A 13,513-nucleotide genomic window follows, 5' to 3' on the forward strand; every position below is an offset into this window, starting at 1 on the left:
CGTGGGAACCATCTAGCAACCCCCGGGCCAGGAAACCCGACCTTTCAACCCCTCGAAATTCCTGGACTGTCCCACTTTGGCTCGCGCGGGGGCTCTCAAAACGATAGAGAGCCCCATCATCCTGAGAGGGAGGAGCCGATGGCGCCGAGGCTGGAGCTGAACCTGAACGAGCTGCTGACGTTCGATGCGAACGGAGGGCTCATCCACTTCGCGGGCCAGCGGGTGCTGCTGTTGGACCCGGTGGCGTTGGGGCTGCTGCGCAAGGAGCTGATCGGCACGGTGGGGATGATGGCGGCGAGGGGAATCCTCACGCGGCTGGGCTTCGCGCACGGGTGGCGGACGGCGGAGACGATGAAGAACGCCTTCCCGTGGGAGGACGAGTCGCAGTGGCGCCGCGCGGGAGGGCGGCTGCACACGCTGCAGGGGCAGGTGGTGCTGGAGCCGGTGGAGCACCGCGCGGAGGACGGCCCGGAGCCCTTCGCGGAGGCGCTGTGGCACCACTCGTACGAGGCGGAGCAGCACCTGCTGCACCTGGGCAAGGCGGAGGAGCCGGTGTGCTGGGCGCTGACGGGCTTCGCCAGCGGGTACATGAGCTACTGCAACGGCAAGCCGGTGTACTGCATCGAGACGCGCTGCGTGGGCAAGGGGGACCCGGTCTGCCAGATCATGGGCAAGCCGGAGGAGGAGTGGAGCCCCGAGTGCAAGGAGGCGCTGCGCTTCTACGAGACGCAGTGCATGGAGGGGGCGCTGGCGCAGGTGACGGAGGCGCTGAAGCAGGCCGAGCGAAAGCTGAGGGCGAAGCGGCAGACGCTGGCGCGGGTGTCGGGCGTGCCGGAGGACCCCGCGGGCATGGTGGCGCGCACCGAGGCGATGAAGCAGGTGCTGAGCCTGGCGCGGCGGGCGGCGAAGGTGGACTCGACGGTGCTGATTACCGGTGAGAGTGGCGTGGGCAAGGAGCGGGTGGCGCGGCTCATCCACGAGGAGTCGGGGCGGGCGCACAAGGCCTTCGTGGCGGTGAACTGCGCGGCGGTGACGGAGAGCCTGCTGGAGAGCGAGCTGTTCGGCCACGCGCGAGGGGCCTTCACGGGGGCCACGCACGACAGGCCGGGGCTCTTCGAGGCGGCGCACGGGGGCACGCTCTTCCTGGACGAGGTGGGCGAGGTGCCCGCGTCGATGCAGGCCAAGCTGTTGCGCGCGCTGCAGGAGAAGGAGGTGCGGCGCGTGGGAGAGAACCAGAGCCGCAAGGTGGACGTGCGGGTGGTGGCGGCGACCAACCGCAACCTGGCGGCGGAGGTGGTGACGGGGCGCTTCCGGCAGGACCTCTACTACCGCCTGCGAGTGATTGAATTGAAGGTGCCGTCGCTGAGGGATCGGAGGGACGACATCCTGCCGCTGGCGCGCATGCTGTTGGCGGAGGCGACGGAGCGGTTGGGGCGGAGGGTGTCGGGGCTGTCACCGGAGGCGGCGGACCAGCTGTTGCGGTACGGGTGGCCGGGCAACGTGCGCGAGCTGGGCAACGCCATCGAGCGGGCGGTGGCGCTGAGCGAGGGCAACCGGGTGGAGCGGGACGATCTGCCGGAGGAGGTGCGCGCGGCGCCGCCGAGCCTGGTGCCGGGGGAGTCGCCGCGGACGCTGGAGGCGATGGAGCGCGAGTACATCCTCGCGGTGCTGGCGCGCAACGGAGGGAACCGGGCGCGCACGGCGGAGCAGCTCGACATCGGGGTGGCGACGCTCTACCGCAAGCTCAAGCAGTACGGAGAGCCCGAAGTCCCCAACTGAGCACGGCCCTCACCACCGAGCACCCTGGCCCCATCCGAGCCCACCACCCCTCTCCCCCTGGGAGAGGGACGGGGTGAGGGTATAGGACTCCCGGGTTCCTCCCCGTGAGCCCCACCCGGAGCTAATTCAAATACCGGTCATCCGGGCGCTCCTCGGAGATGACGCGCAGGTGGCGCGAGCGCCCACGGAGCTGCCGCTGCAGCCGCCAGTGCTGGAGGCGGAGCATGAGGGTGCGAGGGCTCCCGCCGCGCACGGCGATGAAGGTGATGCCGAGCGCGAAGATCTCCGGGACCTGGCTGATCCAGCTGCCGGCGAGCGAGTTGAGCAGGACGAAGAAGGCGCCGATGCCGGCGAAGACGTTGCCGGTGATGGGGATGCCCCAGAAGTTCGTCTGCCCGCGGCCGATGGACAGGCCGTAGGCCACCCAGGCGATGGTGCCCATCACCCAACCCCCGGGGTACGGCATGGCGCGCAGCTGCGGGAAGAACAGGGACAGGAGGACGGTGAGGAAGCCCGCGAGCACCGTGCCGCCCAGCACCACCCACAGCAGGCGCTTGGAGCCCCAGCTCATCTCCAGGCCGCCGCCGATGGAGTAGAGGGCGAAGGCGCCGAAGATGATGCCCAGGGGGCTGAGCTCGACGAAGCCGTAGGTGAAGGGCTGCCAGAGCATCAGCCCGGGGAAGACGGCCCCCGGGGTGAGCACCAGCAGCGCGCCCACGGAGCGGACCGCCAGGGACAACACCGAGCCCACCACCAGCCCGATCGCCAGCCTGGCCGCCGTGGATTCCACGCTGGGGAAGCCGACCCCCCCGCCTCCGCCGCCAAAGCTCCGCATCGGTCGCATCCAACCCTCCTGACTCGGGACACCCGAGAGTCGTCCAAAGGTGGTGGAACACCGCCCGCTTCGCAACCGTTTCCGTCCACTTCCGGGCGTGCCAAAAGCGAAGGGCGCCCATCCCCGCTTCAGGGGAGAGCGCCCAGGGGCCATGTCGTCACCGGCAGGACGTCCCGCTCAGGACTTGTGGCGGTAGAACAGGGTGATGGTCAGGCAGTGGAACTCCTTGTCGGAGGACTGCGTGACGATCTTGTCCACCACTTCCAGGTTGGAGTTCTCCTTGAGCCACTTGGTGATGTTCTCACCCATGTTCTCGCGATCGCGCGCGAGCGTCGTGGAGAACACCTTGACACCCGTGAAGTTGATGACGGCCATTCCCGACCCTCGTGTAACCGAAGAGATTCCGCACGTTTACCGCGAGTCTTGACGCCCATCAAGGAAACGGCCCGAAATTCCGGCCTTTTTCCCGCCCGGCACACGACACTCCTACCCGCCAGGAGGGGAAGGCGACCCGGGACGTAGGGCGCCTCCCCGGGTCCACCTCACCGGGAGGCCGCGGCGCGGCGAGCCTGGCAGGTGAGCTCGTCCTTGCACGAGGGCCCGATGCCGTCCGGGTGGGCCCCCAACGGCGTCTTGTCGCTCTCCTCCACGCCACACACCACACACTTGCGCTTGCGGTTGCGGCGCTCGGCGCGCCGCTGCTCGGCGATCGCCTTGGCCCGCTCGCGGGCCGCCTTCGCATCCAGCTCGTTGCTCATCGTCATGGGTTCCGTTGGATTCGTCTGGGTAATCAGAGGGCCCTGTTCAGAGAGCTTCAATGAGCAGGGCGATGCCCTGACCGCCGCCGATGCAGGCCGAGCCGATGCCGTAGCGGGCGCCCCGGCGCTTGAGCTCGTAGGCGAGCGTCATGGTGATGCGCGCGCCCGAGGCCCCCAGCGGGTGGCCCACGGCGATGGCGCCGCCATTCACGTTCGTCTGCTCGCGCGGCAGGCCCAGCTCCTTCTCCACCGCGAGGTACTGCGGGGCGAAGGCCTCGTTCACCTCGAAGAGGTCCACGTCCGTCAGCTTGCACTGGGCGCGCTCGAGCAGCCGGCGGATGGCCGGCGCCGGCCCAATCCCCATCACCTTCGGGTCGCACCCGGAGATGCCCCAGTTCACCAGCCGGGCCAGGGGCTCGAGGCCGTGCTTCTCCACGTAGCTCCGGGTGGCCATCACCATGGAGCCCGCGCCATCGCTGATGCCGCTGGCCGCGCCCGCGTGCACCACGCCGTCCTTCTTGAAGACCTTGGGCAGCTTCTTCAGGCCCTCCACCGTGGTGTCCGGCCGGTTGTGCTCGTCCCGGGCGAACTGCGTCTCGCCCTTCTTGCTCTTGAGCGTGACGGGGCAGATCTCCTGCGCCAGACGGCCCGACTCCTGGGCGGCGGCGAAGCGCTTCTGCGTGAGCACCGCGTACTCGTCCACCGCGTCCTGGGAGAGCTGGTAGTCCACCGCGAGCTGCTCGGCCGTCATCGCCATGGGCTGCCCGGTGTAGCTGTCCGTGAGCGACGTCCACAGCATGTCCTCCATGCCGCCCTTGCCCAGCGGAAGGCCCCAGCGGGCGCCGCGGATGACGTGGGGGGCCTGGCTCATGGACTCGGTGCCGCCGGCCAGCACGCAGTCGGCCTGCTCGGTGAGCATCATCTCCGCGGCCGTGACGAAGGCCTGGAAGCCCGAGCCACACAGCCGGTTGACGCCCAGCGCCGGCACCGGCACCGGCACCCCGGTGCGCAGGCCCACGTGCCGGGGCAGGTAGATGGCGTCCGCGCTCGTCTGCACCACGTTGCCGTAGATGACGTGCTGGATGGACTCGGGAGAGACCTTCGCCTGCTCGAGCGCGGCCCGGGCCGACTCCACGGCCAGGTCGGTGGCGCTCAGCTCCTTCAGCGAGCCGCCGTACGTACCGAAGGCCGTACGCTTACCGGACAGGAAGTAGATTTCTTCGCTCTTGGACACGCTCTTCATCGCGGGACGGCTCCAGACGGGCTGAAAAGATTCGTTCTTCCTACTCCCCAAACGGGTGCCGTGCACGCTCCAGGTGCATCAGACCGGGCGTCCGCCTCCCAGGAAGAGAGCGGCGACGATGGCAAGGGCCACGACCGTCCACAACAACCCCTGGAGGTTCTGTCGACGAATCTCCCTTTGTCCGAGCCCCCGGTACCATGCCTGCCCCGACCGCAACCGCTCTTCCCAGGTGAAATCTTCCGACGCCGGGAGCCCCTGCAACCGCACGCGGTGGGCCTGGAGCAGCCGCTCGGGAGGGACCTCCGGGAAGCCCCCTGAGCGATAACGGCCGGGGAGCTCGAAACCCGGCCGCGCGTAACCGGCGGTGAGCACGAACCCCTCCGGAGCGAGCGGGGTGAGGAGATAGAGGCGGGGCTCGCCCCGGGGTGAGAAATGAAGGGTGGCGAAGGTGTGCTGCCCCGGGTGCGCGAAATCGTAGGAGGCGGTGCCCTTCTGGAAGCGGGGCTTCTCCACGTGGCTGCCGAGCGGGACGAAGCCCAGGGCCTGGAGCTGGCCAGCCAGCGTGGCGAGCTCGGGCGGTAACTGCATCCGGTCCGCGGGGGCCACCGGCAGGACGCGGACGCCGCCGGGGGACACGAAGAGAACGGCCCGCCAGAAGTTGAGGAGCAGCAACTTCACGGCCATTCCCAACACGACGAGCACGAGCAGCAGCTCGGCGAGAGGGCTCATGACGGGACTCCCGGGGACATGAGGCGCGCACCCTAGTCCATCCGCTCCAGAAGGCCCGGCGGTCTTCAGTGGTAGACGTCTACCACTGAGGTAGGACATAAAACCACATGACTGGTAGACGTCTACCAGTCCGCACGCCCGCTGAGCGGGCCTGCGGGAATAGCCACTGTCCAGGCGTGCACATCGTCTCCGGCAGCGGGGCAACGGCTGCGCCGCGGGAGGACGGTGATGCGAGCGAGGAGACTCTCGAGGCTGGCCGGAGCATTGGCGGTGGTGGCGCTGGCGGGGTGCGGTGCGTCGAAGAAGCCGGAGGACGGCACGAGCCAGGCCTTCACCACGCTGAAGGACGCCACGGTGACGCTCTTTCCCGGGCACTGCGCGGGCGTGGTCGTCGAGGACGGGCGCCATGCCCTCACCGCCGCGCACTGCATCGACGTGGCCCCGGGCGAGCGCCAGCCGGTGGTGCTGCGCAGCGGGCGGATGCTCAGCGGCGTGGTGAAGGTGGTGGACTCCGTCCGGGACGTCGCCGTCATCCGCTTCGACGAGGCGTCCCCGGTGCGCCCGCTCCACGTGGCCACCGCCATGCCCATTCCCGGGGAAGGGCTCCTCTTCTTCGGCCGCACCGACCGGCCCAACGAGCCGCAGGAGGTGGAGTTGAAGCGGCTCGGACGCTGCCCCTCGCTGCCGGGCGTGCCCCAGGCGCTCTTCACCAGCCTGACGGGAGAGAAGGGAGACTCCGGCGCGCCGGTGGTGGACCACCAGCTCCAGGTGGTGGGCCTGGTGCATGGAGGCGCGGCGTGCAGCATCGCGACGCCCACGGCCGACATGACGCCCGTGTTGAACACGCTCGTCGCGGAGCTGGCCCGGCCCGGTGCCGGGCAGGGCGTCGGCGGCAGCGGCGGCGCGGGCCAGTAGTCCCCTCTCCATCGACGCGGCGGCGGCGCGGGTGGCCCAGGACATCAACGCGCGCGCCCGGGCGGCGGACAACCCCGGCCCCTCGCAGGACACGTCCTGGGAGGCCCGCGTCGAGCGCGGCGAGGAGTGGGAGGAGCAGGACGACAAGGCCTCGGACCCGCGCGACGAGAAGACGGCGAGCCCCGTGGACCGCGACCGGAAGCGCTGACCCGCCTCGCGCGGGGGGAGCGGGCCCCTCGAGGAGCCCGTTCACACCCCATGCAGACCCACGCGGACCCGCGCCTGGCTCACCCGGTATTCCGCCAGCCTCCGCCGCACCTCGGCCATGTCCAGGGCGCGCGCCTGCCGGATGACGTCCTCCACCATCGGCTCCGGTAGCACGCCCACGTGGTGGAGCAGCAGGAAGCCGTCGCGGAACACCATCAGCGTGGGCAGCACCTGCACCCCCATCACCTCCACCAGCTCCGGCTGCCCGTTCACCTCCACCCGGGCGAAGGTCACATCCGGGTAACGCTCGGCCATCCCCTCGAAAACAGGGCCGAAGACGAGGCAGGGCGAGCACCACTTGGCCCACCAATCAATGAGCAGGATGCCGGGCCTCCCCAACGTCGGTCCGAAGCTCTTGCTGTCCAGGGACACCACCGGCATGGGACTCCTCCAACCCAAGCGGGCCGTACCTCACCCGACCTGAAGGTAGGAGCCAGGAACCCCAGCGGAAGATTCACCTCGCGGACTGAGGAAAAGACGACCCGTGCCCCTTCCTAATCCCCGCGAAGCGAGCGAAACTGAACAGGTTCGCGCTCGTGAGTGTGGGCCCGTGAGGACCCCCGGTGAAACCGGAGCGCGCCAGCAGGCCCGTCGTCCTGGAGAGCCCCGTGAAGCCCAGAGTCCTGATCGTGGATGACTCGTGGTCCATGCGCCAGACGCTGCGGCTGTTGCTGGCGCCGGACTTCGACTGCGCGCTCGCCGAGAATGGCATGTCCGCGCTGGAGCAGGTGCGCCAGAGCCCGCCGGACCTCATCGTGTCGGACGTGAACATGGACGGCATGGACGGCTACGCGCTGTGCCGCCAGGTGCGCGCCGAGCCCGCGCTCCAGGCCGTGCCCTTCCTCTTCATCAGCGGCCACCCGCCCCGCCCGGGCATTCCCGAGGCCGGTGACGCCTACCTCATCAAGCCCGTCCAGCCCGCCGTCCTCATCGCGCGGCTGCACGAGCTGCTCCAGCCGCGCCCGCTCGCCGCCGTGGCCCAGAGCTGAGCGGGCCTCAATTCCACAGGAAGCTGTCCGCGCCCCGGTGGGACACCGCCAGCCGCGCGAGGTACTCGCGCTCCTCCCGCACCATCCGCCGGAAGGACTCGAGCAGCAGCGCCACCGAGACGAAGGCCACCGGCATCCAGAGGGCCCAGGCGCCCACCTGCAGCAGGATGCCCACGTAGATGGGATTCTCCAGACGGCGGTAGAGCCCCGTCGTCTGTGGCTGGGCCGGCAGGTTGGCCGCCACCGAGTACGACCGGGCGCGCATCAACTGAATCTCCCCCGCGAGCTCCATCCCCAACCCCAGGGCCTGCACGAAGACCACCCGCCAGCCCCACCCGCCCGGCAGCTCGAAGGCGAAGAAGAACGGGGCGAGCAGCAGCAGGGCCGGCAGCGGCATCGCCCGCGGCATGATGATGCGCTGGCGCTCCTCCGGCGGCGTGCGCCCCATGACGACGGCTTCGTTGATCAACAGGCACACGAAGAGGATGCGGCTGACGGTGAAGGCACTCATGTCGTGGGATTCCACCACACGGCGCCCTTGCCCTCGATGGCCCGTGCCGCGCGCTGGCGCACGTCCGCCATCTGCGCGGAGGTGAAGGGCTGGAAGGCCGCGGCGGCGTGGAGCGCGGCGTCCTGCTCGTTGGGGAAGCTCATCCCCATCAGCGCCACATCTGGATCCAACGTGAGCGTGTAGCGCACGCACTCCTCCACCCCGAGGTGGGGCAGCGAGGGCGCCCCCGTCTCGGCCCCACCCGAGCTCACCTTGCCGCGCGGACGGGCCTGGAGCGGCCGCCCGTAGCCCTCGGTGTCCCCGAGCAGCTTGCCCGCCCCGAAGGTCTTGAAGGTCACCGTGCCCACGCCCCTGGCCTTCGCCAGGGGGAGGATCTCCTGCACGTAGCGCGGGTGGACGTAGGGCCCCACGGGGAACATCACCACGTCACAGCGGCCGGACTCGAGCGCGGCGCGCAGCACGTCCGGGTGGTGGCTGGAGATGCCCCGGAAGCGCGCCTTGCCCTGGCGCACGCACCGCTCCAGCTCCTCCATCCCCCCACCGGGCGCGGCCAGCTGCTCCCACGTCTCCAGCTTGGAGAGGTTGTGGAAGACGAAGAGGTCCACCGCCTCCAGCTGGAGCCGGCGCAGGCTCTCCTCCACCTGCGGGGTCACCGGCTGCTCCAGGAAGTCCACCTTGTCGATGACGAACATGCCCTCGCGCCGGCCGCGCAGGGCCTCGCCGACGATCTGCTCGCTGTAGCCGTCCTCGTAGCCGGGGGCGGTGTCCACGACGTTGAGCCCGGCATCCATGGCGCGGTGCAGCGTGGCCACGCACCGCGGCAGGGGAACGGAGCGGTCGGCCAGGTCCCCGATGCCCACCGCCGTGGCCCGGAAACCGGTGCGCCCGAGCTGCCGTCGAGCCTGGAAGCGGGGAAGCGGTCGTTCATCTGCCATGGGAGCCTCAGTCCGGGTGATGGATGTGATGTTCGAAGGTACGGGTTCTACATACCCCGAGGATTCAACCCCTGGGACGACGGGCTATGCTCCGCCGCCCTTTCCCCGATTTCTCCCCCCGAGGAGCTCCGCGTGATCAACGCCAACGTCCGCGTCCCAACGCCGCAGAACGAGCCCGTGCTCTCCCACGCGCCCGGTAGCCCCGAGCGCGCCCAGCTGCAGGCCACGCTCGCGCGCATGGCCTCCGAGCAGATCGAGATTCCGATCGTCATCGGTGGCAAGCGCATCAAGTCCAGCAAGACGGACACGGTGCGGATGCCGCACAAGCACTCGCACGTGCTGGCCACGCTGCACGAGGCGGACGCCAGCCACGTGGAGCAGGCCATCCAGAGCGCGCTGTCGGTGAAGGACGAGTGGGCGCGGATGCCCTTCGTGGATCGCGCGGCCATCTTCCTGCGGGCCGCGGAGCTGCTGGCCACGAAGTACCGCCCCATCCTCAACGCGGCCACCATGCTGGGCCAGTCCAAGACGGCGCACCAGGCGGAGATCGACGCGACGTGCGAGGCGGTGGACTTCCTGCGCTACAACGTCTTCTTCGCGCAGCAGCTGCTGAGCGATCAGCCGGTGAGCCCGGCGCAGACGTGGAACATGATGGACTACCGTCCGCTGGACGGGTTCGTGTTCGCGGTGGCGCCGTTCAACTTCACGTCCATCGCGCTCAACCTGTGCGTGGCGCCGGCCATCATGGGCAACGTGGTGCTGTTCAAGCCCTCGAACACGGCGGCCTACAGCAACTGGTACAACATGGAGCTGCTGCGCGAGGCGGGCCTGCCCGACGGCGTCATCAACATGCTGCCGGGAGACGGCCCCACGGTGGGCAACCCCGTCCTGTCCAGCCCGCACCTGGGCGGCATCCACTTCACCGGCTCCACGCCCACCTTCCAGGGCATGTGGCGCACGGTGGGCGAGAACATCGGCCGCTACAAGCAGTACCCGCGGCTGGTGGGCGAGACGGGCGGCAAGGACTTCATCTTCGTGCACAACTCGGCCGCGGATGACCTGGACGCGGTGGCCACGGCCATTGTCCGCGGCGGCTACGAGTACCAGGGCCAGAAGTGCTCGGCGGCCTCGCGCATCTACGTGCCGGAGTCCATGTGGCCCAAGCTCAAGACGCGGCTGCAGGAGATGATCGCCGAGCTGCGCATGGGCGACGTCACCGACTTCCGCAACTTCATGGGCGCGGTCATCGACGAGAAGTCCTTCAAGCGGACGTCCTCGTACATCGAGCTGGCGAAGAACAGCGGCTCGGAGGCGACCATCCTCGCGGGCGGCGAGGCGGACCGGAGCGAGGGCTGGTTCATCAAGCCCACGCTGGTGCAGCTGACCAACCCGCGTCACCGCATCATGCACGAGGAGATCTTCGCGCCGGTGGTGGGCCTGTACGTGTACCCGGACGCGAAGTTCGAGGAGACGCTGCGCGAGTGCGACTCGTGCGCGACCTACGCGCTGACGGGCGCGGTGTTCGCGAGGGATCGCAAGGCCATCGGCACGATGATGCGCGAGCTGCGGCACGCGGCGGGCAACTTCTACATCAACGACAAGCCGACGGGCGCCGTGGTGGGCCAGCAGCCCTTCGGTGGCTCGCGCGCCTCGGGCACCAACGACAAGGCGGGCTCCATGCTGAACCTGGTGCGCTGGACGTCGCCGCGCACCATCAAGGAGAACCTCGTCCCGCCTACCCGCGTCCCCTATCCGTACATGGGGCAGTAGGCGCGGCGGGACTCGCGCGGGGGAGGTGGACCGTGAACGTCGTCCCCTTCCCTCGCGCGGAGGGGCTATGCTGCCGCGCCATGCCTACTCCCCATATCTCCGCCGCGCCGGGAGACTTCGCCGACGTGGTGCTCATGCCCGGCGACCCGCTGCGCGCCCGCTACATCGCCCAGCGCTTCCTCCAGGACACGCGCGAGGTCACCTCGGTCCGCAACATGTACGGCTTCACCGGCACGAGCCGCGGCCGCAAGGTGTCCGTCATGGGCCATGGAATGGGAATCCCCTCCATCTCCATCTACGCCACCGAGCTCATCCGCGAGTACGGCGCCCGCGTCCTCATCCGCGTGGGCAGCTGCGGCGCCCTGCGCCAGGACGTGAAGCTGCGCGACGTCATCATCGCGCTCGCCGCCGGCACCGACTCCAACGTCAACCGCATGCGCCTCAAGGGCCAGGACTTCCCCGCCGTGGCCGACTTCGCCCTCGCCCGCCAGGCCGTCGAGGCCGCCGAGAAGCGCAAGCTCGCGGTGCGCACCGGCTCCGTCTTCAGCTCGGATCTCTTCTACGCCCCGGGCGGGGAGAACTACGAGGTCCACGAGCGCATGGGCATGCTCGCCGTGGAGATGGAGGTGGCCGGCCTCTACGGCGTGGCCGCCGAGTTCAACGCCCGCGCCCTGGCGCTGCTCACCGTGTCGGACCACCTGCGCACCGGCGAGAAGCTCAGCGCCGAGGCGCGCCAGAGCTCGTTCGACGAGATGATCGAACTGGCCCTGGACGTGGCCACCGCTCAGTAGGCGCCGGTGCGCCGCAGCACGGCCGGCAGCGTCCGCAGCAGGATTTCCAGGTCCAGCCAGAGCGACCAGCGGTGGATGTACTCGCAGTCGAGCCGGACCACGTCCTCGAAGTCGGTGATGGAGCTGCGGCCGCTGACCTGCCACAGGCCGGTGATGCCCGGCAGGGCGCCCAGCCGGCCGAAGTGGTGCTCGCGGTAGTTGACCAGGTCCGACTCGAAGAAGGGCCTGGGCCCCACCAGCGACATCTCCCCGCGCAGCACGTTGATGAGCTGGGGCAGCTCGTCCAGGCTCCACTTGCGCAGGAAGGCGCCCACGCGGGTGACGCGCGGGTCATTGGGAATCTTGAAGAGGCGCGCGTCACCGCTGGTGTTGAGGTGGGCCAGCTTGGCCTTCTCCGCGTCGGCGCCCACCCGCATGGTGCGGAACTTCATCATGCGGAAGATGCGGCCGCCCTGCCCCACCCGCTCCTGGGCGAAGAAGACGGGCCCGCGCGAGTCGAGCTTGATGGCGATGGCGATGAGCGACAGCAGCGGGGAGATGGCCAGCAGCCCCAGGCCCGCGCACACCAGGTCCACCCCGCGCTTGACCCACATCTGCTGCGCGCGCAGCGAGGGGACGGTGAGCTCCATGAAGGGCAGCGAGCGGTAGGAGATGGGCGAGGGGCGCACCCAGCCGAGCCGGTCATAGCGGGACACGGCCAGCAACCGGACGCCGGCGGACACCACGGCCTCCATGAGCAGCTTCATCTGCGCGTCGTCCACGAAGCCGCAGAGCACCACGGTGTCCACGGCGTTGTGCTGCAGCACGTTCCAGAGGTCATCCACGGAGCCGAGCACCTTGCCCTGGCCGTCGTCGCTGGGAAGCTCGGGCACGGAGGGGGAGACCCACCCCACCACCTCGAGGACGCCGAAGTGCGCCAGACGCTTGTGCACCCGCTGGCTGGCCGGGTCATCTGGAGAGCCCACCAACATCACCCGCTCGGCGGGGGAGTGGAAGGCGGGGATGCGGATGAGCCGGGCGACGAGCTGGTCGAGCAGGAAGCGGTTCAGCATGACGGCGGCGCCCAGGCCGCCCACCGCGGTGAAGTAGTGCACCACCACGGGGGCGATGCCGCGCAGCCACAGGTCTCGCCAGAGCACCAGGCCCACCGCGAGCAGCACGCCGCTGAAGACCCGCCGCAGCGAGCGCCAGTCATCTCCCGAGCGGTAGGCCCCGGCGATGAGCAGGCCCACCACGAGCGCGCCGCCCATCTGCCATCCCCCGGCGGAGCCGAGCGGGGGCACGGCCCAGCGGGTGGCCGCGTCGAGGGGCTCGAGCTTCTGGCTGGTCTGCACGACGTTCAACGCGGCGCGGACCATGAGGAAGGCCGCGATGTCGGCGAGGATCAACAGGAAGGTGCGCGAGGTGGCCCTCAGGGCGTGCATGAGCAGCGTGCGGGCGGCACGGCGCTGCAACACGACGCGAGGAGGAACCAGCCAGAGCGGCTTGGTGGGGACCGCGACCGCCAGGAATCGGCCCGACGCGGTGGTCGTCCCGGGGGGAGGGACAGGCGAGGCAGGGGGACTCACCCGCATATTTTGCCACTCGGCTCGCGGGCGAGTCCATGCTTGATCTGGAATAAAGACCCGACCTGCCGGGTTGGAGCGCCCTCGTGCTCGCTCGGCCGCTACATGCCAGACGGCATATTCCGATCATGCCGGGCACCGCGTGCCGGAGCCGTTGAACCCTTCACGCCTCCGCCATGACGGACATCCTGTCGAACGGATGTCTTGACAAGATAGCGGAGGGGGTTCATGTTGCCGGGCGTCATGAGCTTCGCGCCCTTCGCCTGCCGTCGAATGTGGATGCCGAGTGGTGGGCCTCTGCCCGCCGCCGGTTGACCGACGTTCGGCGACCCGAGGCGAAGCAGAGCGGAGCCCACCATCCCGCGAGGGTCGGTGGGCTCAGTCGTTTCATGGCCTCCGGTGCCCTCGTGGCTTTTCCAGCCCACC

General features: G+C 69.6%; 15 protein-coding genes. 6 read left to right on the forward strand and 9 right to left on the reverse strand.

Features of this window, described 5'->3' with window-relative positions:
- The first annotated feature begins 138 nt into the window (after positions 1-138).
- Positions 139-1,779, forward strand: coding sequence for a sigma-54-dependent Fis family transcriptional regulator (locus VFZ09_RS30050; RefSeq protein ID WP_329731135.1), 1,641 nt, complete (start codon positions 139-141; stop codon positions 1,777-1,779).
- A gap of 121 nt (positions 1,780-1,900) precedes the next feature.
- Here the strand turns inward: VFZ09_RS30050 and VFZ09_RS30055 are convergent, their stop codons facing one another.
- The 5 genes from VFZ09_RS30055 to VFZ09_RS30075 form a co-directional block, all read right to left on the reverse strand.
- On the reverse strand, positions 1,901-2,623 hold the full coding sequence (locus VFZ09_RS30055; RefSeq protein ID WP_329731136.1) for a DUF1751 domain-containing protein: 723 nt from the start codon (positions 2,621-2,623) through the stop codon (positions 1,901-1,903).
- Between the two features lie 168 nt (positions 2,624-2,791).
- Positions 2,792-2,989: a hypothetical protein gene (locus tag VFZ09_RS30060; protein ID WP_329731137.1), complete on the reverse strand. Its 198-nt coding sequence runs from the start codon at positions 2,987-2,989 to the stop codon at positions 2,792-2,794.
- A gap of 167 nt (positions 2,990-3,156) precedes the next feature.
- Entirely contained in the window at positions 3,157-3,372 is a 216-nt protein-coding gene (locus tag VFZ09_RS30065) for a hypothetical protein (protein ID WP_047862989.1), read from the reverse strand.
- Positions 3,373-3,418: 46 nt separating this feature from the next.
- The gene (locus VFZ09_RS30070) at positions 3,419-4,615 is read right to left on the reverse strand and encodes an acetyl-CoA C-acetyltransferase (protein ID WP_329731138.1); all 1,197 of its coding nucleotides are present in this window, start codon (positions 4,613-4,615) and stop codon (positions 3,419-3,421) included.
- Between the two features lie 78 nt (positions 4,616-4,693).
- Positions 4,694-5,344 carry a hypothetical protein gene (locus VFZ09_RS30075; RefSeq protein WP_329731139.1) on the reverse strand — a complete coding sequence of 217 codons (651 nt, stop codon included), beginning with the start codon at positions 5,342-5,344 and terminating at the stop codon, positions 4,694-4,696.
- A gap of 228 nt (positions 5,345-5,572) precedes the next feature.
- Between VFZ09_RS30075 and VFZ09_RS30080 the strand changes: the two genes are divergently transcribed.
- A complete protein-coding gene (locus VFZ09_RS30080; RefSeq protein WP_329731140.1) occupies positions 5,573-6,259 on the forward strand; it encodes a serine protease in 687 nt (228 codons plus the stop codon).
- Complete coding sequence (locus VFZ09_RS30085) at positions 6,216-6,467, forward strand: hypothetical protein (RefSeq protein ID WP_329731141.1); 252 nt, start codon at positions 6,216-6,218, stop codon at positions 6,465-6,467. The genes VFZ09_RS30080 and VFZ09_RS30085 overlap by 44 nt, the downstream gene beginning before the upstream one ends.
- Positions 6,468-6,508: 41 nt before the next feature.
- Here the strand turns inward: VFZ09_RS30085 and VFZ09_RS30090 are convergent, their stop codons facing one another.
- On the reverse strand, positions 6,509-6,907 hold the full coding sequence (locus tag VFZ09_RS30090) for a thioredoxin family protein (RefSeq protein ID WP_329731142.1): 399 nt from the start codon (positions 6,905-6,907) through the stop codon (positions 6,509-6,511).
- 227 nt (positions 6,908-7,134) lie between these two features.
- On the opposite strand from VFZ09_RS30090, the gene VFZ09_RS30095 reads away from it, so the two are divergent.
- Positions 7,135-7,515 (forward strand): response regulator, encoded by a 381-nt coding sequence (locus VFZ09_RS30095; protein ID WP_329731143.1) that lies wholly within the window; start codon positions 7,135-7,137, stop codon positions 7,513-7,515.
- 7 nt (positions 7,516-7,522) lie between these two features.
- On the opposite strand, the gene VFZ09_RS30100 is transcribed toward VFZ09_RS30095, so the two are convergent.
- Together VFZ09_RS30100 and VFZ09_RS30105 are read right to left on the reverse strand one after the other, a co-directional pair.
- Positions 7,523-8,026, reverse strand: coding sequence for a methyltransferase (locus tag VFZ09_RS30100; protein ID WP_329731144.1), 504 nt, complete (start codon positions 8,024-8,026; stop codon positions 7,523-7,525).
- Entirely contained in the window at positions 8,023-8,961 is a 939-nt protein-coding gene (locus tag VFZ09_RS30105; RefSeq protein ID WP_329731145.1) for an aldo/keto reductase, read from the reverse strand. Before VFZ09_RS30105 ends, VFZ09_RS30100 begins: the two co-directional genes overlap by 4 nt.
- 132 nt (positions 8,962-9,093) lie before the next feature.
- On the opposite strand from VFZ09_RS30105, the gene pruA reads away from it, so the two are divergent.
- Positions 9,094-10,731: an L-glutamate gamma-semialdehyde dehydrogenase gene (gene pruA, locus VFZ09_RS30110; protein WP_329731146.1), complete on the forward strand. Its 1,638-nt coding sequence runs from the start codon at positions 9,094-9,096 to the stop codon at positions 10,729-10,731.
- Positions 10,732-10,811: 80 nt separating this feature from the next.
- Positions 10,812-11,522: a purine-nucleoside phosphorylase gene (gene deoD / locus VFZ09_RS30115; RefSeq protein WP_329731147.1), complete on the forward strand. Its 711-nt coding sequence runs from the start codon at positions 10,812-10,814 to the stop codon at positions 11,520-11,522.
- Here deoD and VFZ09_RS30120 read toward each other — a convergent pair.
- Positions 11,516-12,979: a sugar transferase gene (locus VFZ09_RS30120; protein WP_329731148.1), complete on the reverse strand. Its 1,464-nt coding sequence runs from the start codon at positions 12,977-12,979 to the stop codon at positions 11,516-11,518. The two genes, deoD and VFZ09_RS30120, sit on opposite strands and share 7 nt — an antisense overlap.
- Positions 12,980-13,513 lie beyond the last annotated feature (534 nt).

The organism is Archangium sp., assembly GCF_036277355.1.
GTDB lineage: Bacteria > Myxococcota > Myxococcia > Myxococcales > Myxococcaceae > Archangium.

What these genes read in the sequence shown, in the direction of transcription:
- VFZ09_RS30065 (WP_047862989.1), bottom strand. Translation starts at nt 3,372, where the DNA reads ATGAGCAACGAGCTGGATGCGAAGGCGGCCCGCGAGCGGGCCAAGGCG.
- VFZ09_RS30055 (WP_329731136.1), bottom strand. Translation starts at nt 2,623, where the DNA reads ATGCGACCGATGCGGAGCTTTGGCGGCGGAGGCGGGGGGGTCGGCTTC.
- VFZ09_RS30100 (WP_329731144.1), bottom strand. Translation starts at nt 8,026, where the DNA reads ATGAGTGCCTTCACCGTCAGCCGCATCCTCTTCGTGTGCCTGTTGATC.
- deoD (WP_329731147.1), top strand. Translation starts at nt 10,812, where the DNA reads ATGCCTACTCCCCATATCTCCGCCGCGCCGGGAGACTTCGCCGACGTG.
- VFZ09_RS30050 (WP_329731135.1), top strand. Translation starts at nt 139, where the DNA reads ATGGCGCCGAGGCTGGAGCTGAACCTGAACGAGCTGCTGACGTTCGAT.
- VFZ09_RS30090 (WP_329731142.1), bottom strand. Translation starts at nt 6,907, where the DNA reads ATGCCGGTGGTGTCCCTGGACAGCAAGAGCTTCGGACCGACGTTGGGG.
- VFZ09_RS30060 (WP_329731137.1), bottom strand. Translation starts at nt 2,989, where the DNA reads ATGGCCGTCATCAACTTCACGGGTGTCAAGGTGTTCTCCACGACGCTC.
- VFZ09_RS30075 (WP_329731139.1), bottom strand. Translation starts at nt 5,344, where the DNA reads ATGAGCCCTCTCGCCGAGCTGCTGCTCGTGCTCGTCGTGTTGGGAATG.
- VFZ09_RS30070 (WP_329731138.1), bottom strand. Translation starts at nt 4,615, where the DNA reads ATGAAGAGCGTGTCCAAGAGCGAAGAAATCTACTTCCTGTCCGGTAAG.
- VFZ09_RS30105 (WP_329731145.1), bottom strand. Translation starts at nt 8,961, where the DNA reads ATGGCAGATGAACGACCGCTTCCCCGCTTCCAGGCTCGACGGCAGCTC.
- VFZ09_RS30080 (WP_329731140.1), top strand. Translation starts at nt 5,573, where the DNA reads ATGCGAGCGAGGAGACTCTCGAGGCTGGCCGGAGCATTGGCGGTGGTG.